The sequence below is a fragment of the Burkholderiales bacterium genome, assembly GCA_015075645.1.
Classification (GTDB): domain Bacteria; phylum Pseudomonadota; class Gammaproteobacteria; order Burkholderiales; family Casimicrobiaceae; genus VBCG01.
On sequence record JABTUF010000006.1, the window covers coordinates 238758 to 260119 of the forward strand.

At 70.3% G+C, this 21362-nt stretch carries 23 protein-coding genes; 12 read left to right on the forward strand and 11 right to left on the reverse strand.

The genetic code is table 11. The features are described 5' to 3' along the window. The first annotated feature begins 51 nt into the window (after positions 1–51). From HS109_16675 to HS109_16710, 8 genes are all read left to right on the forward strand, one after another. The gene (locus tag HS109_16675) at positions 52–831 is read left to right on the forward strand and encodes an ABC transporter permease (protein ID MBE7524003.1); all 780 of its coding nucleotides are present in this window, start codon (positions 52–54) and stop codon (positions 829–831) included. Further along, positions 824–1564: an ATP-binding cassette domain-containing protein gene (locus tag HS109_16680; protein ID MBE7524004.1), complete on the forward strand. Its 741-nt coding sequence runs from the start codon at positions 824–826 to the stop codon at positions 1562–1564. Before HS109_16675 ends, HS109_16680 begins: the two co-directional genes overlap by 8 nt. Beyond that, entirely contained in the window at positions 1540–2367 is an 828-nt protein-coding gene (locus tag HS109_16685; protein MBE7524005.1) for an extracellular solute-binding protein, read from the forward strand. The genes HS109_16680 and HS109_16685 overlap by 25 nt, the downstream gene beginning before the upstream one ends. Then, entirely contained in the window at positions 2367–3161 is a 795-nt protein-coding gene (locus tag HS109_16690; protein MBE7524006.1) for a molybdate ABC transporter substrate-binding protein, read from the forward strand. Before HS109_16685 ends, HS109_16690 begins: the two co-directional genes overlap by 1 nt. Positions 3162–3356: 195 nt before the next feature. Next, on the forward strand, positions 3357–3566 hold the full coding sequence (locus tag HS109_16695) for a TOBE domain-containing protein (GenBank protein ID MBE7524007.1): 210 nt from the start codon (positions 3357–3359) through the stop codon (positions 3564–3566). Between the two features lie 7 nt (positions 3567–3573). Continuing rightward, positions 3574–4632, forward strand: a complete 1059-nt coding sequence (locus HS109_16700; GenBank protein ID MBE7524008.1) for an iron ABC transporter substrate-binding protein — start codon at positions 3574–3576, stop codon at positions 4630–4632. Between the two features lie 112 nt (positions 4633–4744). Beyond that, positions 4745–5773 carry an iron ABC transporter permease gene (locus HS109_16705; protein ID MBE7524009.1) on the forward strand — a complete coding sequence of 343 codons (1029 nt, stop codon included), beginning with the start codon at positions 4745–4747 and terminating at the stop codon, positions 5771–5773. Beyond that, the gene (locus HS109_16710) at positions 5737–6573 is read left to right on the forward strand and encodes an ABC transporter ATP-binding protein (protein MBE7524010.1); all 837 of its coding nucleotides are present in this window, start codon (positions 5737–5739) and stop codon (positions 6571–6573) included. Before HS109_16705 ends, HS109_16710 begins: the two co-directional genes overlap by 37 nt. A 15-nt stretch (positions 6574–6588) precedes the next feature. On the opposite strand, the gene HS109_16715 is transcribed toward HS109_16710, so the two are convergent. Both HS109_16715 and HS109_16720 read right to left on the reverse strand, forming a co-directional pair. Then, on the reverse strand, positions 6589–7281 hold the full coding sequence (locus tag HS109_16715; protein MBE7524011.1) for a DUF3011 domain-containing protein: 693 nt from the start codon (positions 7279–7281) through the stop codon (positions 6589–6591). Between the two features lie 96 nt (positions 7282–7377). Next, entirely contained in the window at positions 7378–8280 is a 903-nt protein-coding gene (locus HS109_16720; GenBank protein MBE7524012.1) for a 5'-nucleotidase, read from the reverse strand. Positions 8281–8377: 97 nt separating this feature from the next. Here HS109_16720 and HS109_16725 point away from each other — a divergent pair, with 97 nt between their 5' ends. The 4 genes from HS109_16725 (at position 8378) to HS109_16740 (ending at position 12776) form a co-directional block, all read left to right on the forward strand. Further along, a complete protein-coding gene (locus tag HS109_16725) occupies positions 8378–9829 on the forward strand; it encodes a hypothetical protein (protein MBE7524013.1) in 1452 nt (483 codons plus the stop codon). After that, positions 9826–10467, forward strand: a complete 642-nt coding sequence (locus tag HS109_16730; GenBank protein MBE7524014.1) for a response regulator transcription factor — start codon at positions 9826–9828, stop codon at positions 10465–10467. The genes HS109_16725 and HS109_16730 overlap by 4 nt, the downstream gene beginning before the upstream one ends. Before the next feature lie 362 nt (positions 10468–10829). After that, complete coding sequence (locus HS109_16735; GenBank protein ID MBE7524015.1) at positions 10830–12452, forward strand: MFS transporter; 1623 nt, start codon at positions 10830–10832, stop codon at positions 12450–12452. 93 nt (positions 12453–12545) lie between these two features. After that, positions 12546–12776, forward strand: coding sequence for a hypothetical protein (locus HS109_16740; GenBank protein MBE7524016.1), 231 nt, complete (start codon positions 12546–12548; stop codon positions 12774–12776). Between the two features lie 75 nt (positions 12777–12851). Here the strand turns inward: HS109_16740 and HS109_16745 are convergent, their stop codons facing one another. The 9 genes from HS109_16745 to rocD all read right to left on the reverse strand — a co-directional run bounded on the left by HS109_16745 (position 12852) and on the right by rocD (position 21163). Further along, positions 12852–13235 carry a hypothetical protein gene (locus HS109_16745; GenBank protein MBE7524017.1) on the reverse strand — a complete coding sequence of 128 codons (384 nt, stop codon included), beginning with the start codon at positions 13233–13235 and terminating at the stop codon, positions 12852–12854. Positions 13236–13286: 51 nt separating this feature from the next. Next, positions 13287–13922: a 3'-5' exonuclease gene (locus HS109_16750; protein MBE7524018.1), complete on the reverse strand. Its 636-nt coding sequence runs from the start codon at positions 13920–13922 to the stop codon at positions 13287–13289. Continuing rightward, positions 13919–15781 carry a CBS domain-containing protein gene (locus HS109_16755; protein ID MBE7524019.1) on the reverse strand — a complete coding sequence of 621 codons (1863 nt, stop codon included), beginning with the start codon at positions 15779–15781 and terminating at the stop codon, positions 13919–13921. The genes HS109_16750 and HS109_16755 overlap by 4 nt, the downstream gene beginning before the upstream one ends. Positions 15782–15838: 57 nt before the next feature. After that, on the reverse strand, positions 15839–17866 hold the full coding sequence (locus HS109_16760) for a cation acetate symporter (GenBank protein MBE7524020.1): 2028 nt from the start codon (positions 17864–17866) through the stop codon (positions 15839–15841). 1 nt (position 17867) lies between these two features. Next, complete coding sequence (locus tag HS109_16765; protein ID MBE7524021.1) at positions 17868–18125, reverse strand: DUF4212 domain-containing protein; 258 nt, start codon at positions 18123–18125, stop codon at positions 17868–17870. Between the two features lie 40 nt (positions 18126–18165). Further along, a complete protein-coding gene (locus HS109_16770; protein MBE7524022.1) occupies positions 18166–18738 on the reverse strand; it encodes a tetratricopeptide repeat protein in 573 nt (190 codons plus the stop codon). Then, a complete protein-coding gene (locus HS109_16775) occupies positions 18735–19031 on the reverse strand; it encodes a hypothetical protein (protein ID MBE7524023.1) in 297 nt (98 codons plus the stop codon). The genes HS109_16770 and HS109_16775 overlap by 4 nt, the downstream gene beginning before the upstream one ends. A 287-nt stretch (positions 19032–19318) precedes the next feature. Further along, positions 19319–19807, reverse strand: coding sequence for a hypothetical protein (locus HS109_16780; GenBank protein MBE7524024.1), 489 nt, complete (start codon positions 19805–19807; stop codon positions 19319–19321). A gap of 147 nt (positions 19808–19954) precedes the next feature. Next, positions 19955–21163 (reverse strand): ornithine--oxo-acid transaminase, encoded by a 1209-nt coding sequence (gene rocD, locus HS109_16785; GenBank protein MBE7524025.1) that lies wholly within the window; start codon positions 21161–21163, stop codon positions 19955–19957. Between the last annotated feature and the right edge of the window lie 199 nt (positions 21164–21362).

The window sequence follows — 21362 nt, forward strand, 5'->3', positions numbered from 1 at the left end:
TCCGCGCCGCCTTTCGGGGCAGACTCGATGCACATATGAAGTCTATTGCCTATGTTGCGGCAGGAGGCGCGCTTTTCCCCTAGACTCCGGCGAGCCCGCGACCCGCCTCGCGCGCCCTCTCTCGCCGTGAACACGATCGCCCTCGCCTTCTCCGAAGCCTTCTCGATGGTCGCGCGCCTCGACCAGACGTTGGTCGAGATCGTGCTGCTGTCGCTCGGCGTGAGCCTCACGTCGGTCACGGTCGGCTCCGCGCTCGCGCTTCCGGCGGGCGCGGCCATCGCGGTCGGGTCGTTCCCCGGCAAGCGCGCGGTGGTGACGACGCTGAACGCGCTGATGGGCCTGCCCGCGGTGGTCGTCGGCCTCGCGGTCTACCTGCTGCTCTCGCGCGCGGGCCCGCTCGGCGCGCTCGGCCTCCTGTTCACTCCGCCCGCGATGGTGGTCGCGCAGGCGGTGCTGCTGTTCCCGCTCCTCGCCGCGCTCACGCGCCAGGTCGTCGCCGACGCCTGGGGCGAATCGCGCGAGCAACTCATTTCGCTCGGCGCGACGCCGTGGACCTCCGCGCTCGCGCTGCTCTTCGACCTGCGCTTCACGCTCGTCACGATCGTGCTGGCCGGGTTCGGGCGCGCGATCGCCGAGGTCGGCGCGGTGATGATCGTCGGCGGCAACATCGACGGCGTGACGCGCGTGATGACCACGGCGATCGCGCTGGAGACCTCGAAGGGCGACCTCCCGCTGGCGCTGGGGCTCGGCATCGTCCTCCTCGCGATCGTGCTCGTTCTCAATACCGCGGCGTCGTCGATCAAGGACGCGGCGGTCCGGCGTTATGGCTGAGCACTCGATCCTCCCGATGGCGCTCGACGACGTCTCGTTCGTCGTGCGCGGGCGCGCGATCCTCGACCGCGTGTCGCTCGAACTCGGCCACGGGAACCGCACGGTGATCCTCGGCCCCAACGGCGCCGGCAAGAGCGTGCTCTTGCGGATCGCGCACGGGCTCTTGCGGCCCACCGAGGGCGCGGTGCGCTGGTCGGCCGTGGAGACCCCCGGCCGTCCGCGCCGGCAGGCGATGGTGTTCCAGCGGCCGGTGATGTTCCGGCGCAGCGCGCTCGGCAACCTGCGCTTCGCGCTGCGCATCGCCGGCATTCCCGCGGCGGAGCGCGACGCGCGCGCCCGCGACGCGCTCGCGCGCGTGGGACTCGCGTCGATCGCGCAGCAGCCGGCGCGCGTGCTCTCCGGCGGCGAACAGCAGCGCCTCGCGATCGCGCGGGCGTGGATGCTCGACCCCGAGGTGCTGTTCCTCGACGAACCCACCGCGAACCTCGACCCGGGGTCCACGCACGCGATCGAGCGCATCGTCGACGCGATCCATGCGGCGGGCACGAAGATCGTGATGGTCACGCACAACCTCGGCCAGGCGCGACGGATCGCCGACGAGATCGTCTTCCTCCACGGCGGCCGCATGCTCGAGCGCACGTCCGCCGAGGTGTTTTTCTGCAAGCCCGCGACCGCGGAAGCCGTCGCCTACCTCGAAGGAGAACTGCCATGGCGCACATCCAACGCCGCCTGATCGTATCGTTCGTCGCCGCGTGCGCGGCACTCCTCGCGCTGCCGGCCGCGGCGCAGGACAAGTCGATCGTCGTCGCCTCGACGACGTCGACCGAGCAGTCGGGACTGTTCGGCCACATCCTGCCCGCGTTCACCGCGAAGACCGGCATCACCGTCAAGGTCGTCGCGGTGGGCACCGGCCAGGCGCTCGACATCGGCCGGCGCGGCGACGCCGACGTCGTGTTCGTGCACGACCGGGTCGCCGAGGACAAGTTCATCGCCGAGGGTTCGGGCGTGGGCCGGCGCGACGTCATGTACAACGACTTCGTGCTGATCGGGCCGAAGTCCGATCCGGCGAAGGTCGCGGGAACCAAGGACCTCTCGGCGGCGCTGAAGGCGATCGCCGAGGCGAAGGCGCCGTTCGTCTCGCGCGGCGACAAGAGCGGCACGCACATGGCGGAACTGCGCTACTTCAAGGCGGCCGGCGTCGACCCGGTGGCGGGCCGCGGCGCCTGGTACAAGGAGACCGGCTCCGGCATGGGTCCCGCGCTCAACACCGCTTCGTCGATGAACGCGTACATCCTGTCCGATCGCGGGACCTGGCTCTCGTTCAAGAACCGCGGCGACCTCGTGATCGCGGTCGAGGGCGACAGGCGCATGTTCAACCCCTACGGCGTGATGCTCGTGAATCCGGCGAAGCACCCGCACGTGAAGGCCGCGGAGGGACAGGCGTTCATCGACTGGCTCGTGTCGCCCGAGGGACAGGCGAAGATCGCGAGCTACAAGGTGGGCGGCGAGCAGCTCTTCTTCCCGGACGCGCACTGATGCGGCCCACGCGCGCGCTCCTCGCCATCGCGGCGTTCGCCTTCTCCTCGCTCGCCGCTGCACAGGCCCCCGTGAAGCTCCATGCGGCGGGGAGCCTGCGCGGCGTGATGAGCGACCTCGCCGCCGCATGGAAGGCCGGCGGCGGCGGCTCGGTCGAGGCGGAGTACGGGGCTTCAGGCACGCTCCGCGACAAGATCGCGGCGGGCGCGCCGGCCCAGGTGTTCGCCTCCGCGAACATGACGCATCCGCAGTCGCTCGCCGCTTCGGGGCGCGCGGGTCCGGTGTCGCTCTTCGCGAAGAACCAGCTCTGCGCGCTGTCCACGCCGCAAGCGCGGGTGACGACCGACACGCTGCTCGACCGGCTCCTCGATCCCGCGGTCAAGGTCGGCACCTCGACGCCGAAGGCCGATCCCTCGGGCGACTATGCGTTCCTGTTGTTCGAGAAGGCGGACAAGCTTCGTCCGGGCGCGGGCGCCACGCTGTCGGCGAAGGCGCTGCAACTCACCGGCGGGCCGAACTCTCCGAAGCCGCCGCCGGACCGGAGCCTCTACGGCATGCTGGTCGCCGACGGCAAGGCCGATGTGTTCCTCACCTACTGCACCAACGCGATCGTCGCGCAGCGCGAGCATCCGTCGCTCGTCGTGTCGACCATTCCGCCCGCGCTCGCGGTCGGCGCCGACTACGGCATCACCGTGCTCAACGGCGCGCCCGACGGGGCCGCGAAGTTCGTCGCGTTCGTCCTCTCGCCGGAGGGTCGTCGGATCATCGCGTCGCACGGCTTCGCGCTGCCGTGAGCCCTGCGGAGCGATGTTCGACCGGACGAGGCGGAAGGCGTCCGACTGAAGTCGGACCCACCAGTTGATCGCGACGCCCGCGAAGTGGGTCAGGCTTCAGTAACCTGACGGGGTTCGTCGCCGATGCAGTAGTCTTTCGGTCCAAGGTGCATCCCGATGGCACCCCGGCATCTCGTGCCACACCAAGGAGAAGCCATGAAACTGTCCGCCCGCAACGTACTCCCCGGCAAGGTCGTCGACCTGAAACGCGGGGCCACGACCTCGCACGTGAAGATTCAGGTCGCCGGCGGCGCGGTGATCACCGCGTCGATCACCAACGAAGCCGTCGACGAACTCCACCTCGCGGTCGGCGATAGCGCGAGCGCGATCGTCAAGGCTTCCGACGTGATCGTCGGCAAGGGCTGACGCACGCATGGGCCGCCGCGACTGGCTCGCGCGCGCCGCGGCCATCGCGGCGGCGCTCGCGTGGCCGGCGGCGGCACGCGCGGAGCCCTCGCGCGAAGTAACCGACGCGGCCGGCCGCAAGGTCCGCGTGCCCGCGCGCGCAGCGCGCGTGTTCGCATCCGGGCCGCCGGCATCGATCCTCGTCTTCGCGGTCGCGCCCGACGCGCTCCTCGGGTGGACCACGCCGTTTCGCCCGTCCGAGCGTCCGTTCGTTCCGCCCAGGTACGCCGATCTGCCGGTGACCGGCCGGCTGACCGGCCGCGGCAACACCGCGAACGTCGAACTCGTGATCGCGTCACGGCCCGACGTGATCGTCGACTACGGCGCGGTCAACGACACCTTCGCCTCGCTCGCCGACCGCGTGCAGCAGCAGACCGGCATTCCGTACCTGCTCCTCGACGGCGCCTTCGACCGGATCGGGGACGCGCTCACCGCGATCGGCGAACTCACCGGCGAAGAGTCGCGCGCCGCCGCGCTCGCGAACGACGCCCGCGACACCGTGGACGACGTCACGCGACGCGTGGCGTCGATCCCCGCATCGAAACGCCCGCGGCTCTACTACGGCCGCGGTCCCCGGGGGCTGGACACCGGCCTCGCCGGATCGATCAACATGGAGGTGATCGACCGCCTGGGCGCGATCAACGTCGCCGCCTCGCTCGGTCGCGGCGGGCTCGTCGCCGTGTCGCTCGAACAGGTGCTCTTGTGGAACCCGGAGGTGATCGTCACGACCGACCCGGTGTTCTTCGCCTCGGTCCGGCGCGACCCGCTGTGGCTGCAGGTGGACGCGGTGAAGTCGCGGCGCGTCCACCTCGCGCCGGCCGAGCCTTTCGGCTGGATCGATTTCCCGCCGTCGGTCAACCGGCTGGTCGGCCTGCGCTGGCTCGGGCGCATCCTGTATCCCGACGCGTTCCCCGACGATCTCCGCGCCCGGGTGCGCGACGACTACACGCGGTTCTACCACCAGACGCCCACACAAGCGCAACTCGATCGGCTGATCGCGACCGCGGAACGCGCGCCACCGGGCTGACCGCACCGCGCGAGGACGACGTCGGCCGCAGTCGCGCGGGTATCATCGGACCCGGCCCGCGATGAACACGATGACGTCCGAACGCGCCGACGGACCGCGCCACGCGTCCACGATGACCGGCGCGTCGACCGTCGCGCGCATGTGGATCGCGGCCGGACTGTCGTTCGTCGCGCTCCTCGCCGTCGTCGCGCTGGCGTTCGCGGTCGGCCGCTACCCGGTGGCGCCCGGCGACCTCGCCGCGCTGGCCTGGTCGAAGGTCACTGGAACCCCCTCCAGCGTCTCGGCGACCATCGAGACGATCGTCTGGAGCGTGCGCGGTCCGCGCATCGGCGCCGCGGTCGCGATCGGCGCCGCGCTCGCGGCGGCCGGCGCCGCGTACCAGTGCCTGTTCCGCAATCCGCTGGTGTCGCCCGACATCCTCGGCGTGTCGGGCGGCGCGGCGGTCGGCGCGGTGCTCGGCATCTTCCTCGCGCTGCCGGTGATCGCGATCCAGGGTCTCGCGTTCGCGTTCGGCCTGGTCGCGGTCGCGCTCGTCTACGTGATCGCCTCCGCGGTGCGCGGACACGATCCGCTGCTCGTGCTCGTCCTCGCGGGCGTGCTCGTCGGCGCGCTGCTCGGCGCGTGCGTCGCGCTGCTCAAGGTGCTCGCCGACCCGTACAACCAGTTGCCGGCGATCACGTTCTGGCTCCTCGGCAGCCTCGCCGGCGCCGCTCCCTCGGATCTCGCGACCGCACTCCCGGCGATCGCGATCGGCCTCGTGCCGCTGTGGCTCATGCGCTGGCGCGTCAACCTGCTCTCGCAGGGCGACGAGGAGGCGCGCGCCCTGGGCGTCGAGACCACGCGCGTGCGTCTCGCGGTCATCGCGTCGGCGACGCTGATGACCGCGGCCGCGGTGTCGATCTCCGGCATCATCGGCTGGATCGGGCTCGTCGTGCCGCACTTCGCTCGTCTCGCCGTCGGCCCCGATTTCGGCCGGCTGCTGCCGGTGTCCGCGGTGATGGGCGCGGCGTTCCTGCTCGCGGTCGACACGCTCGCGCGCAGCACCGCGCGCATCGAGATTCCGCTGGGCGTGCTCACGGCGTTCGTCGGCACGCCGCTCTTCCTGTGGCTGCTCGTGCGCGCGAAGCGGAGCTGGCAGTGAGCGCGCGACTCGAGGCGGTGGACCTGAGATTCGGCTACCCCGGCCACCCGGTCGGCCGCGACGTCTCGCTGTCCTTCACCTCGGGCGAGATCGTCTGCCTGCTCGGGCCCAACGGCGGCGGCAAGTCGACGCTGTTCCGCACGCTGCTGGGCCTCCTGCCCGCGCAGGGCGGCGAAGTGCGCCTCGACGGCGAGCCGCTCGCCGGCCTCGCGCGCGCGGCGATCGCGAGGCGCGTGTCGTACGTGCCGCAGGCGCATGCGGGCACGTTTCCGTTCAGCGTGCAGGACGTCGTGCTGATGGGCCGCACCGCGCATCTGCCGCCGTTCGCCTCGCCCGGCAGGCGCGACGTGGCGATCGCGCAAGCGAGCCTCGAGCGGGTCGGCCTCGCGCGTCTCGCGGACCAGGTCTACACGCGCATCTCGGGCGGCGAGCGCCAGCTCGCGCTCATCGCGCGCGCGCTCGCGCAGGAAGCCCCGCTCATGGTGATGGACGAGCCCACCGCGAGCCTCGACTTCGGCAACCAGGTCCGCGTGCTGGACGAGGTGCGCGCGCTCGCGCGCTCGGGCATCGGCGTCGTGATGGCGACGCACGACCCCGACCAGGCGTTCCTGTGCGCCGACCGCGTCGCGTTGCTGCACGACGGGCGCCTCGTCGCGGACGCCCCGCCGCGCGAGGCGATCACGCCCGCGACGCTCGCGCAGGTGTACGGCGTCGACGCCGACGTGGTCGACGTCACGCTCGCCGGCGGCGAGACGCGCCGTCTCTGCGTCCCGCGGGCCCGCGTCGTGCGACCGAACTGACGCCCGGCGCGGCAGCTACCAGCGCGGATTGATGCGGAAGGTCGCCGAACAGCCCTGATCGACCCAGATGCCGGTGCGCGTCGTGCCCCAGGTGCGGCCGCGAATGCAGGGAGACTGCGAGATCTGCGTGACGAGTTGCGCGCCGGTGATGGGGCCCGTGTCGCACACGTTGTAGCGGAACGAGCGGCTCGAGCAGGTCACGAGTCCCGGGCGCACCGGCGGCGCGGGCGTGAAATCGGTCCGCACGCGGAACTCGCCGGCGCAGCCGTCGTTCACCCAGACACCGTCGGCGCGCCAGCCCCAGGTGCGCCCCAGGATGCACGCCGCGTTCGACGTCTGCCGGATCAGTTGCACGTCGAACACGCGCTGCGGCACCGCGCAGAACTCGTAGCGGAATCCGCGGCTCTCGCAGCGCATCCGGTCGCCACCCGACCACGGCGGCAGCGGCTGGAAGGTCTGCACGCGGAACCGGCCCGAGCACCCGTTCGAGACCCAGACGCCGTTGTGGTTCCAGCCCCAGGTGCGCCCGCGTATGCACGCGGCCTGCGATTCCTGCCGCACCAGCGTCGCGTCGATCACCTCGCCGTTGCTGGGGCAGTGCTGGTACTGGAAGTTGCGGCTCTGGCAGCGGATCTCCTGCGCGTTCGCGGAGGCGGCGAATCCCAGGGCCAGCAGCAGGACGGCGAAGGCGTGGCGGACGAGGCGCATCGGCGGTTCTCCGGTTCGATCGAACGAGATCGTAACCGCTCGCGCGCCCGCAGCCAATCGATGGCGGTGCCGACACCCGCCCGGGGCGATCGCGACCTACTCGTTCGCGATGCCGTGCGGGACGTGGCCCGCGGGCACGTGGCGCGATGCCGAGTCGACGTGGCGGGTCTGGTCGTCGAAGTAGAAATCGGGCTCGAACTCGCGCAGGAACGCGCCCTTGTCGAGGCCGCCGAGGAACAGCGCCTCGTCGACCGAGATGTGCCAGTCCATCAGCGTGCGGATGGCGCGCTCGTGCGCGGGTGCGCTGCGCGCGGTGACGAGCGCGGTGCGCAGCCGCATCGGCACCTTGTCGGCCGCGTCGGCGCGCTGCAGCCGGTGCAACGCCTCGAGCAGCGGCTTGAACGGGCCGGGCGGCAGCGGCCGCGCGGCGTGATCGGATTCGTGCGACTGGAACGCGGCGAGTCCCTGCGACTGGTAGACGCGCTCGGCTTCGTCGGCGAAGAGCACCGCATCGCCGTCGAAGGCGATGCGCACCTCGTCGGGATGCGAGTCGGATGCCGCCGAGCGCGTGTAGACGCGGGCGGCGGGATAGCCCGCGTCGAGCGCCGCCTTCACGTCGTCGCTGTTGGCGGACAGGAAGAGGTTCGCGTTCAACGGCCGCAGGTAGCCGTAGGGCGCGCGGCCGCGCGTGAACACGCCGCGCTCGATCGCGAGGCCCGAGCCGCGCACCGACCGGAACACGCGCAGGCCCGAGACCGGGTCGTTGCGCGACAGGATCACCACCTCGACGCGGCGCACGCCGTCGGCGTTGAAACCGAGGAGCTTCCGCACCAGCGGGAACGCCACGCCCGGCTTCGCCGCTTCCTGCAGCCGGTCGAGCTGGAGCTTCATGTACTCGCGGTCGTTCGCGGTCTCGAAGACGCGGTTCTCCTCCTCGAAGTCGAACAGCGCGCGCGAACTGATCGCGACGACGAGCTGGGCAGCGGGCGCGGACGCCATGCGGCCAGTATACGGCGCCTCGCGAGCGTGCCCGGCGGTCGGCGCCCACGCCCGGGCCGCCGCGGGCATCGCGACCGCACTGCGCGATAATGCCCCGATGACGCGCGCCCATGCGCCGATCCCCGCGCCCGTCGAGGCCGCGGCCGCGATTCCCGCGGCCACCGCGCCCCCGGGCCTCTCTCCTGCCGTCGCGATCGCCGTCGCGACCGCGATGGTCGTCGCCATCTCGGTCATCGACATCGTGACCGGATTCGAGGTCCGGATCGGCGTCCTCTACCTCGCACCGGTCTCGCTCGTCACCTGGGGCGCGGGCCGTGGGTGGGGCTTCGCGCTGGCGCTCGCCTCGACGGCCGCCTGGACGGCCAGCGCGGTCGTCCTGCCGGGTTTCGCGCACCGCGGCCTCGCCCTCTGGGACGGCGTGGTGCTGGGCGCGACGCTCGTGCTGTTCGTCGAACTGCAGAGCCGCCTCGCGCGCGCGCTCGAGCACTCCGACGAGCGCTTCCTGCGCGTGCTTGAGGGCATCGATGCCGCCGTCTACGTGATCGACAACGCCGGCGCGATGCGTTACGCGAACCGGCAGCTCTCGCGCCTCGTGGGCGAAGCCGCGACGCCGACCGTCGAGACGATCGCCGCGCACTTCACCGTGCAGGGCGAGCGGTCGGGCGGCGCAGCGCGCCCGGCCGACTGGGACGACGGCACCGAGCTCGCGAACCGGTCCGGCGATCGCCGATACGTGGTGCAGGCCCGCGACATTCCCTGGGTCGACCGCCGGCGCGCGCGCCTGATGGTGCTGACCGACGTCACCGCGCGGCATGTCGCGCAGGAGCTGCAGCGCAATCATCAGGAGGCCATGCATCGGACCGCCCGCGTCGTCGCGCTGACGGAGGCGGCATCGGGCGTCGCCCACGAACTGAACCAGCCGCTCGAGGCGATCGTCGGCTACAACGCCGCGTGCATCCGCTTGATCGAGCAGGGAGGCGACTTGGCGCAGGTGCGCCAGGCGATGGAGAAATGCCGCGCGCAGGCGGTGCGGGCCGGCGGCATCCTGAGGCAGTTGCGCGAGCTCACGCGCCGGCGCACGCCCGAATTCGCGGCCTGCAACCTGAACACCAAGGTCCGAAACGCGCTCGCCTGGCTCGAGCACGAACTCGAGCGCGCGCACGTCGTCGTCGAACTCGACCTCGCGCCCGACCTGCCCGAAGTGCAGGCCGACCGCATCCTGGTCGAACAGGTCGTGGTGAACCTCGTGCAGAATGCGGTCGATGCGATGCGCGATCTGCCCGTGACGTACCGGCGACTGACGATCCGCACGGCGACGGAAGCCGGCGGCACGCCGTGCGTACGCGTTACCGACCGCGGACCCGGCATTCCCGCCGAGGTCGAAGACCGGCTCTACACGTCGTTCTTCACGACGAAGAAGGGCGGACTCGGCCTCGGGCTGTCGATCTGCAGATCGATCGTCGAGATGCACGGCGGGCACATCGGGCACGGCCCGGGCGAACACGGCGGCGCATCGTTCCACTTCACCATCCCCGCGGGAGGCCGATGAGCCGCAATGTCCAACCCAGGATCGCGATCGTCGATGACGACGAGGCGGTCCGCGATGCGCTGTCGATGCTGCTGCGCGCGGCCGGCTACGCGGTCGACGTGCACGCGAGCGCCGATGCGTTCCTCGCGCGCATGACGGGAACGCAGCTCGCCTGCGCCATCCTCGACGTGAGAATGCCGGGCATGTCCGGCATCGAACTGCAGGAGCGCCTCGCGGCCCAAGGCTCCGAGCTGCCGGTGGTGTTCCTCACCGGACACGGCGACGTCGCGATGGCGGTGCGCGCGATGAAGCGCGGCGCGTTCGACTTCCTCGAGAAGCCGGTCGACGACGAGCGGCTCCTCGCGGTGGTCAAGGCCGCCGTCGACTTCGCCGCGCAGCCGAAGCCGATCGCGCTGCCGTCCGGTCCGACACCACCCGGACTTGAGTCGCTGTCGCGCCGCGAACGCGAAGTGCTCGACCTCGTGCTCGCCGGCCACCAGACGCGCGCGATCGCCGAGTCGCTGTTCATCACGGTGAAGACGGTCGAGTTCCACCGCGGCCGTATCCACCAGAAGCTCGGGGTCGCCTCGATGGCCGAGCTCTTCCGGCTGTGTTTCGCCCGGCCGGGCGCGCCCGCGTCGCCTTCGGATCGAGCCTGAGGGCGTCCAGGAATTCCAGACGATCATCGGGTGCGCCATTCGACGAGCGCCAGCATTTCCGGGGTTTCCTCCAGTCGACGCTGCAATCGGGCGGTCGCTACGATCCGTCGAATTTCGAAACGCCGCCGGCCACGAACTCCCGTTCGATTCGGAAAGCGGTCCACCCCGATATTCGTGCAGTCCGCGCTACTGCCCAGGGGGCAGCAGAACCCCGACGCGCGGCGCACGCCGTCCAGGATGAGCAACAGCGCCAGGCGATGGCCGCCGGCGAAGCTTGACCGTGCGATCGGTCGAAGACGACTCGCACGAACGGTGCGTCCACTTCAGGGAGGAGGAGCGCGATGGCAACGACCGCAAGACCCATGGGCCCGGCGGGCACCCAACAGTTCAGCAGCGAGGAGAAGCGGGTCATCTTCGCGTCGTCGCTGGGCACGGTGTTCGAGTGGTACGACTTCTACCTGTACGCGGTGCTGGCGCCGTTCTTCGCGGCGCTGTTCTTCCCGCCGGGCAACGCGACCGCGGCGCTGCTCTCCGCGTTCGCGGCCTACGCCGCGGGCTTCCTGGTCCGTCCGTTCGGAGCGCTCCTCTTCGGCCGCATCGGCGACCTCGTCGGCCGCAAGTACACGTTCCTCGTCACGATCCTGGTGATGGGCTTCTCGACCTTCGCGGTCGGCCTGTTGCCGACCTACGCGTCGGTCGGTTGGCTCTCGCCGATCCTGATGGTGAGCCTGCGACTGCTGCAGGGTCTCGCGCTCGGCGGCGAGTACGGCGGCGCGGCGACCTACGTGGCCGAGCACGCGAGTCCGGGGCGCCGCGGCTTCGACACCTCGTGGATCCAGACGACGGCGACGCTCGGTCTCTTCCTCGCGCTGATCGTCATCGGGCTGTGCCGGTTCACCGGCTGGATGACGCCGGCGCAGTTCTCCGAGTGGGGCTGGCGGCTGCCGTTCCTCGTGTCGTTGATCCTGCTGATCTTCTCGGTCTACATCCGGCTCAAGCTGAACGAATCGCCGGTGTTCCAGCGGATGAAGGCCGAGGGCAAGGGCAGCAAGGCGCCGCTCACCGAGAGCTTCCTGCGCTACCCGAACAACAAGTACGTCCTGCTCGCGCTGCTCGGCGCGACGGCCGGCCAGGGCGTCGTCTGGTACACCGGGCAGTTCTACGCGCTGTTCTTCCTCACGATCACGCTCAAGGTCGACGGGATGACCGCCTACCAGATGATCGGCCTCTCGCTCGTCCTCGGCACGCCGTTCTTCATCTTCTTCGGCTGGCTCTCCGACAAGATCGGCCGGCTGAAGATCATCCTGGCGGGCTGCCTGATCGCCGCGCTCACCTACTTCCCGCTGTTCGGCGCGCTCACGCACTACGTCAATCCGGCGCTCGAGCAGTTCCAGCAGAAGAACGCGATCACGGTGGCGGCGCGCGACTGCCAGTTCCACATCTTCGTCGGCCCGTGGTCGAAGTTCAGCGAGTGCGACAAGGCCAAGGACTTCCTGACCAAGGCCGGTCTGTCGTTCACCTCGACCGAGCAGCCCGCAAGCGCCGCGGAGAACGTGGTGATCAAGGTCGCGGACACCGAGCTCAAGGGCTTCGACGCGGCGAAGACGCTGGCCGTGCTGAAGGAGAAGGGCTATCCGACGTCGGCGGACAAGAACGCGATCAACTGGCCGATGGCCCTGCTGATCCTGTTCATCATGCTGATCTACGTGACGATGGTGTACGGGCCGATCGCGGCGTTCCTGGTCGAGATGTTCCCGACCAAGATCCGCTACACGTCGATGTCGCTGCCCTACCACATCGGGAACGGCTGGTTCGGCGGGATGCTGCCGCTGCTCGCGACCGCACTGGTCGCGGCCTCCGGCGACATCTACTACGGCCTCTGGTATCCGATCATCGTCGCGCTGATGACCTTCGTGATCGGCCTCCTGTTCCTCAAGGACCGCAAGGACATCGACCTGCACGCCGACGAGTCGGCGTACCGGTAATCGTCCGAAGGCGATTCCGGGCCGGCGCATCGTCGGCCCGGCGCGGCGGCCCCGGCCCGATGCCGGGGCCGTTGCATTTCCGGAGTTCGTGCGATGAAGGTGTCCGCGCAGTTCACGTTCTGGGCGTCCGTGGTCTTCGCGATCGGCTGCATCGCCTATGCGGGATTCGGCTTCTCGTCGATCGACGCGTCGATGCCGCCTGGCGTGCGCGAGGACTCGCGCGGCTACGTGTGGTTCTGGCTGTTCATGGGCGGCGTCGGGATCGCCACCGCGATCGTGTCGTGGCTGATGCTGCGCGGGACCATCCGCATGCCGGACGAGTGACGTTCCCGCGGCCGGTCGGGAATGCGGCGCGCGCGCCCGCGCGTCCCGCCCGCGCGCGCGGATGACACCGGGCCGCTACCACTCGATGGTCCAGCGGTGCCCGCAGGCGCGGCAGCACACCTGCATGTCCTGATTCCTGCCGTGCTCGACGTCGAAGCGGCCGTACGCCCGGCACGCGCCGCACACCGCCTGGTTGGCGACCAGTTCGGCACGCGACAGCACCTTGAGATAGCGCCGGAGCGCCCACACGCCCACCGCGGCGCCGGAGAGCACGCTGGCGGCCAGCGGGAGGCGCTCGCTGCCCTCGAAGGTGAAAGCCTCCATCGCGCCCATCACGCCGAGTGTCGCGAAGACCAGCAGCACCAGGTTCGCGTGGCCGGACAGGAGCTCGCGCTCGTACCAGCGGCGGAACCCGCGTTTCGAGATGGCCTGCGGGATCGTCGCCGCTGCGAACGCCATGGCCGAACCTCCTCATCGCGGATCATAGCGACCCGGGGTCGAAGTTGCGTGTCAGGCACCGGGCAACCAGCGCCGCGCCGCTGCCGCGCTCTCCAGCGCCCTCCAGTCGCGCAAGCCCTGCGCCACGGCCCGCGGCCACAGGCATTGCAGCAGCTCCGCGGTGGCCAAGGCGTCGCTGGCCGCGACATGGCGTTCCGCGACCGTGATGCCGTGCAACGCCAGGAAGTCGTCGAGCGTGGTCGCGCGCGTGCCCGGATGGAGGAGCGGCGCCAGTTCGGCCAGGTCCAGCCATCGGCTGTCGAGCCGTGGGCGGCCGATCGCGTGCAGCGCCCGCTCGATCATCCGGCGGTCGAACGAGACGTGAAAGCCGATCAGGAGCGCCGCGCCCGCGTATTCGGCGAATCCCGCCAGCGCCTCGGACGCATCGACGCCGGCGCGCTGCGCCCCCGCGCCGATGCCGTGCAGCAGGATGTTCGCCTTGTCGGGGGGAGCGCCCGTGTCTCGTCCCAGCACCACCTCGAAACTGTCGCCGGGCCGGATCACGACCCCGCCGCCGCGCCGCTCGACGCCGACCGCGGCGATCGCGAGCAGGTCGTCGTGCTCGGGGTCGAGTCCGCTGGTCTCGACGTCGAGCACGACCGCACGTGCCCCGTCGGCCGCGCGCGGCCGCCACGGCAGCCGGATCACGGGTAATCCAGCTCGATGCGCTGCTGCAGCCTGCGCGCCGCCTGCAACGCTTCGCGCAACACACGGCGATCGATGACATTGAGCTTCGCGACTGCAATGCGATTGGCGGGCGCGTCGACGCCGGCGCCGACCTGCGCGGCGAGCCTCAGCGTCTGCAGGTACTCGAAGGCGCTGATCCAGCCTTCCGTGTCTTCCGGCGCGATGCCGAGCGCCTTTCCCGCCAGTTGCAGCCTCGTGCTCGTGCCGGTGGCGCGCACGCCGGCCGCGAGCGCGAGCAGGCGCGCTCCGCCGACGAAAATGGCCGTGCCCTGCAGCTTGAGATCGATCTCGTCGCCGGAGATGCCGCCGTGCCAGGCGAGCGGCGGGCGCTGAGAGAGCAGGTTGTCGGCCATCAGCTTCAGGAATCGAGGCGACGCCGCAGCCTGCACAGCGATCACGTCGGTGAGCGGGCCGACCAGCGCAGCGTTGCCGACGACCGGCCGCAGGTCGAAGTAGATGCTCGCGGCGAGCAGGTGCTCGGGCGCGCCCTGGTCGATCCAGCGGACGAAGCGCGCCTGCCACTCGTCCGCACCCAGGCAACAGGCCTCCTGTCCGGCCATGACCCCGCCCCTGCACAACGGATACCCGGCCGTGGCCAGCGCATGATTCACCGCGTCGCCGAACGAGAGCCAGCGCGCGCGTTCAGGCAGGGCCTCGGGCGAGAGCACGAGGCCGTTGTCCTGGTCGGTGGCGATCGTCTGCTCACCGCGGCCCTCGGAACCGAAGGCCACCCAGCACGCCTGCTGCAGGTCGAGCGCGTGCTCGGCCGCGAGGAGCGTCACCAGGCGCACGGTGAGGCGGTCGTTCAGGTGGCTCACGAGTTCGGTGAGCGCGCGCGCGGCCACGCCCTGCGCCAGCAACTGGCGCGCGAAGCGGCGGATCTCCTCGGCCGCGGCTTCCAGCGCATGCACGCTCGTCGCGCCGTCGATCGAGCCGCCGATCTGCACCAGGCTGCGTCGCTGCAGGACGAACAGGTCGCGCTCGGAGACCACGCCCACCACCCGACCGGTTTCGGCGCTGTCGACGATCGGCACGTGGCGCACGCGCTCGCGCGACATCAGGAGCGCCGCATCGTGCGCGCGCGCGTGCACGGTGAGCGTGTGCACCGGCTTCGACATGGCGTCGTCGATCGGCGAATCGAGCGATCGACCCGCGAGCACCACGCGCTCGAGCACGTCGTGGCGCGTGAGGATGCCGATCGCCGCGCCGCGGGGGTCGGTCACCAGCACCGAGCCCACGTTGCGCTCGTGCATCGCGCCAAGCGCGTCGCCCAGTGCCGTACCCGGCGGCACCGACAGCGGCTCGCGACGAGTGAAGGCGGCGAGCGGCGTCTCCAGCGACTGCTCGGCCAGCGCCAGCGCCGCGAAGCGCTCGACCATCGCGTGCTTCGACAGCTCCAGCATCTTGAGCACGCGGCTCTGCAGGAACTCCAGCAGCGGCGGGCTCTCGCGCGCGAGTTCGCGCAGCCGCTCGACCGGGATCGCGAGGCAGAACGTGTCCTCGCGCGCCCGGTAGCGCCCGGTGACGGCGCGCTCGCCCAGGGCGGCGCCGAGCGACATCATCTCGCCCGCCTCGACCACGAACGGCGTGCCCCCGTAGCCGCGCTCGCCGACGATGCAGCCCGAACGCACGACGTACATGTGCTGCGGCACGCCGCTCGAAGGCTCGAGCACGACTTCGTCGGGCGCGAAATAGACCTGCTCGGACGCCTCGACGAAGGCGCGCCGGTGCTCGGCCGCCATCCGGTCGAACGGCGCGTAGCGCGCCAGCTCGGCGTCGAGCTGGGCGATGAGGCGCGGCGAAGGCGTGGTGCTGCTCATCGATCAAAAAACAGGGGCGCCACTCGCGTGGCGCCCCCCGTTTACGCCACGATCGTCCTAGGTGGCCTGCGCGACCTTGAGGTCCGGATAACGTACGTGCTCGACCAGTTCCTGCGTCTCCTGCTTCGGCGGCGCGGTCAGGAGGCTCACGACGATGATCACCGCGAAGCCCAACGGCACGCCGAACAGGCCGGCCGAGATCGGCTGGATGCCCCACCAGATGTTGTCGGCCACCGGCGAGGTCACGCCGAAGACGCCGCGCAACCACGCCTGGGTCGTCGCCATGTAGTAGAACGTGACGCCCAGGCCGGCGACCATGCCCAGCGTCGCGCCCCACCGGTTGGCGCGCTTCCAGAAGATGCCGAGCACCAGCGCCGGGAAGAACGCCGCCGCCGCGAACGAGAACGCCGCCGACACCAGGAACAGGATGTCCGCCGGCTTCTGCGACGCCACGAAGGCGGCACACAGCGCCACGACCAGGAGCAGGATCTTCGAGATCATCACGCGGCGCGCGGTCGGCGCGTTGGGATCGATCATCTTGTAGTAAAGGTCGTGGGAGAGCGCGTTGGCGATCGTCAGCAGGAGGCCGTCGGCGGTGGACAGCGCCGCCGCCAGGCCGCCGGCGGCGACCATGCCCGAGATCACGAACGGCAGGCCGCCGATGGCCGGCGTCGCCAGCACGATGATGTCGCCGCCGATCTTGATCTCGCCCAGTTGCAGGATGCCGTCCTTGTTGATGTCGGTGACCGACAGGAGGCTCGGGTCGACGCGGTTCCAGGCCGATATCCATTCCGGCAATGCGGCAAACGAGGTGCCCACCACGTTGGTGAACATCTCGTACTTGACCAGCACCGCCAGCGCGGGCGCCGTGAAGTAGAGCAGGAAGATGAAGAACAGCGACCAGGCCACCGAAGTTCGGGCCTCCTTCACCGACGGCACCGTGTAGTAGCGCATCAGGATGTGCGGCAACGCGGCCGTGCCCACCATCAGGCAGAAGATCAGCGCCAGGAAATTGCGGCGCGACTCGTTGAAGGACTTCTGCGCCGCGGCGTCGCCGTCGGGGTTGCCGGCGAAGACCTGCGCGTGCGGCGGCATGCCGCCCAGCGGGCGCGCGCGCGCCAGGTCGGCGTTGCGTGCCGCCGTCAGCTTGGCGCGATCGGCGGCCGGAGCGTCGGCCGGCAGCGCCTTCAACTTCGCGTCCGCCTCGTCGGCGCGCGCCTTGAAGTCGGCGATGACCTCCTTCTCCTTGGCGTCGTTCACGAGCGCCTTCTCGCGCTCGGTGACTTTCTGCAACTGGAAGCCGTAGACCAGTTGCGGCACCGGCACGCCGGTCTGCTTCACGCTCAGCCAGATCACCGGCACCAGGTACGCGATGATCAGGATGATGTACTGGGCCACCTGCGTCCACGTGACCGCGCGCATGCCGCCGAGGAAGCTGCACACCAGGATGCCGCCCAGCCCGACGAAGATCCCGATCTCGAAGGCCAAGCCCGACAGCCGCGCGGTGATGATCCCCACGCCGTAGATCTGCGCCACCACGTAGGTGAACGAGCACAGGATCGCGGCCAGGATGCCGATGAAGCGCGGGAGGTGACCTTCGTAGCGCGCGCCGAGGAAGTCGGGAATCGTGAAGGCCCCGAACTTGCGCAGGTACGGCGCGAGGAACAGCGCCACCAGGCAGTAGCCGCCGGTCCAGCCCATGATGAAGGCGAGACCACCGTAGCCGGTGAGGTACAGCGTGCCGGCCATGCCGATGAACGAAGCCGCGCTCATCCAGTCGGCGCCCGTCGCCATGCCGTTGTAGATGGCGGGGACGCGCCGGCCGGCGACGTAGTACTCGGTCGCGTCGCTGGTCCGGCTCATGATGCCGATGCCGGCGTACAGCCCGATCGTCGCGAGCAGGAAGATGAAGCCGATCCAGTTCCTCGGCAACCCGAACTGCTCGAGAATGGCCAGCACGATGATGAACGCGATGAAGCCGCCGGTGTACCAGCCGTACACCTTGTTCAACTGTCGCTTGAAGGCCCCCTTGTCCGCCGCGGTGGTCGTTGCCCCGCCGGCGCCTGCTCCGAACATGCCAGCCATGTCATTCCTCCTCGGCGACGCCGTGTTCTTCGTCGAGCCTGTTCATCGTGCGCGCGTAGTACCAGATGATCAGGCAGTACACGACCAGCGCGCCCTGGGCTCCCACCCAGAAGCTGAACGGCCAGCCGAAGAACGTGAAGTTCAGGTCACGGGCGTAGTACCCGATGACGAAGGTGACGACGAACCAGATCACGAGCAGGATCGCCGTGAGCCTGAGGTTCTTGCGCCAGTAGTCGCGGTGCGTCTCGGTCAACTCCATCGGTCCCCTCCTGTCTGCCTCTTCTTGCGAGAGTGAGTTTCTAGGCGGCCAAGCCGGTTTCGCGCTCGAGCTGAGCCGCCACCTTGGGCTCGAAGCCCTTCAGGTGGCGGATGATCTTGCGCGCTTCTTCGGGCTCGCGGCGTTCGACCTGCACGCGCGCGAGCTGGTACCAGCCGTACGGACTCATCGGCTGGAGTTCGGTGTTGCGCTTGAAGGCCGCGACGGCCTCGGCCAGGCGCTGTTGACGGATGAGGACGAGGCCGAGCCCGTACCAGGCGCGGTCGAGCTTCGGATCGAGGGCGACGGCGCGCCGGAACGCGTCTTCGGCCTCGTCGAGGCGCTGCGCGTCGTCGAGCAGGAATCCGAGGTTGAACCAGTCGGCGGCGCTGCGGCCCGGATGCGCGGCGACGAGCGCACGCGCGTCTTCGATCGCGCCCGGCCGGTTGCCCCCCTGCGCGCGCAGGTGGGCGCGGCTCGAAAGCGCGTAGGCATCTCGAGGCCAGGCCGCCAGCATGCGATCGAACAGGACGCCGGCGCGCGCACGCGAGCCCAGCACCAGCCAGGCGATGGCCTGAAGCTTGAGCAGCCCGTAGGCGACCCTGGAATCGTTCATCGGCACTGGTCGATCCCGATCTGCACGCACATCTGGATCCTGTAGCCGGTGGCGAAGAGCCAGGTGAAGGCCAAGAGCAGGAAGGCGACGATCGGCACATGCCGGTCGAGCACGATGCGCGGCGTGATCAGACGGGCGCCGCGCACGAAGGGTCCGGTCAGCACCTGGAACAACTGGTAGAAGACGTTGCTGTCGCGCCTGCTGCCGGCGAGGATCGCCAGCACGCCCTGGCCGACGAGCGCCATGAGCGCGATCTCCGCGACCAGTTTCACCGCTGAAACGAACAGGAGCATCGTGTCGCGATCGTCCGAGGAGCGGCCTGCGATCAGGGGGAACCGCGCAATGGTTCCCCCCGGAATCGCGCCACTCTACGAGATGAGGCGGCGATTGACAACAACGGCGACGAGCCGGGGCCGCCGGGTAGAGCGCCGGTCGACGCCAATGACTGATCGACACCTCGATGGCGGTCAGGACGACCGGCCACGCGATGGCGGACGGCGGATGCTGCGCTGCAGCGCCGGACGTCGCGATGGTCCTGCGATACGCCTCGCGGACCGCGAGGCAGCAAACGCGACGGATTTCAGTGCGCGACGAGTTCGCGAGCGCGGTCGACCATCGCGCGCACCACTTCGCGATCGACGGACTTGAGCAACCCCTCGGTGTACTCGGGCATCAGCGCGGCGAGGTCCGCCAATGTCGAGCAGCGCTCGAGCTTCAGCGTGAAGCCGAACGCGCGGATGCCGCGCGCGTCGACGATGGTCTCGTTCATGAACGCCTTGGCGACGCGGAAGCGCTCGAGCATGTCGCGGCCGTCGTGGAGGCTCGCAGCCGCTGCGTCGTTGGTCGGCGAAAGGGGCCCGCCGACCGGGGCGATGAAGCCTGCGGTCGCGAGCTGGGCGATCGCGTCGGGCGGCGCCCCGATCAGCGTGATCTGCTGCTGGATCGCCGTGACGTCCTTGCCGGCGTCGACGAGGAACAGGACCGTCCGGAGCTTGCCCTTGAGGTTCTTGCGCCCCTGGGAGATCTCCTCGCGGCCCTTCGCGGTCTTGTCGTAGCGCTGGGTAGCCATGGTCGGATGCCAAGCAGGGTTCGTGCCCAGCGCGACTCTACTCTGTCGTCCACAGACGGGGAAGTGTTCGCGCCCGCTGGAAAGGAACGCCACCGGGTCGTGGTTCGGGAACGCGCCAGCCCTCGACTCCGCCCCTGACGATCCATGTCAGGCCACCCTGCGGGGCTCTCCCTCGACGTCGCGCAGCGCCACCCGGATCTCCCCGACGGCCCAGACGAGGGCCTCCCGGGGCACGTTCAGCGGCGGCGCGATGCGGATGACCGTGCCGTGGGTGTCCTTCGACAGGATGCCCCGGATCAGCAACCTGTCCACTACCTGCCGCGCGGTCGCCTGTGCCGGATCGACCTCGATGCCGATGAAGAGACCGCGCCCCCGGACCGCCTTGACGAGCGGACTGTCGAGCCGCCGCAGTTCGTCGAGCAGCCACTCGCCCAGTTCGCGCGACCGCGCGGCGAGGCGCTCGTCCTCCAGCACGTCGAGCGCGGCGAGCGCCACCGCCGCGGCCAACGCGTTGCCGCCGAAGGTGCTGCCGTGGTCGCCCGGATGGAACACCTGCATGACGTCCTCGGTCGCGACGAACGCGGAGACCGGCATCAATCCGCCGCCCAGCGCCTTGCCGAGGATGACGCCGTCGGGCTTCGCGCCGTCGTGCTGCCAGCCGAACAGGGTCCCGGTGCGGCCCAGGCCCGTCTGCACCTCGTCGCAGATCAGGAGCACGCGATGGCGGCGGCAGATCTCGGCGCAGCGCGCGAGATAGCCGTCCTTCGGCACGATGATGCCCGCTTCGCCCTGCACCGGCTCGACGAGGAACGCCGCCGTATGCGGACCGATCGCGGCCTCGAGCGAGCCCGGGTCGTCGAACGGCACGGTCACGAGTCCCGGCGGATAGGGGCCGAAGCCGTCGCGGTACTGCGCCTCGGTCGACAGCCCGGTGATCGTGATCGAGCGCCCGTGGAAGTTGCCGCGGCACGCGATGATCTCGGCCCGCCCTTCCGGGACGCCCTTCACCTGGTGCGCCCACTTGCGCGCGGCCTTGATCGCGGTCTCGACCGCCTCGAGGCCGGTGTTGACCGGCAGCGCGCGGTCGAGGCCGGTCAGCGCCACGAGACGCTCGAGCAGCAACGGCAGGCGATCGTTGAAATAGGCGCGCGAGGTCACGGCGAGCCGGTGCGCCTGCCCGGTGAACGCCGCGACGATCTTCGGGTGCGCGTGCCCGAAGCTCACCGCCGAATAGGCGCTCATCAGGTCGAGGTACCGGCGGCCGTCGACGTCGGTGAGCCACGAGCCCTCGCCGCGCGAGAGCACCACCGGCAGCGGATCGTAGTTGCGCGCCCCGAACTCGCGTTCGCGGTGCATGAAATCCACCGCAGCGGCGTGGTCCGGTTCGGACGGAAGCGAAGGGACTTGGACGGGCTTCGGCCCGGTCCGGGTGAGCGTGGTCATGCGCGAAGGCTCCTCGTGAGAGCGGCCTTCCATCACGTCCGCGGGAAGCTGCGGACCGGGATTGCCGGTCCGGCGGCCGGACGGAGGGCCGATTCGCCGCCGCCTGCGACGC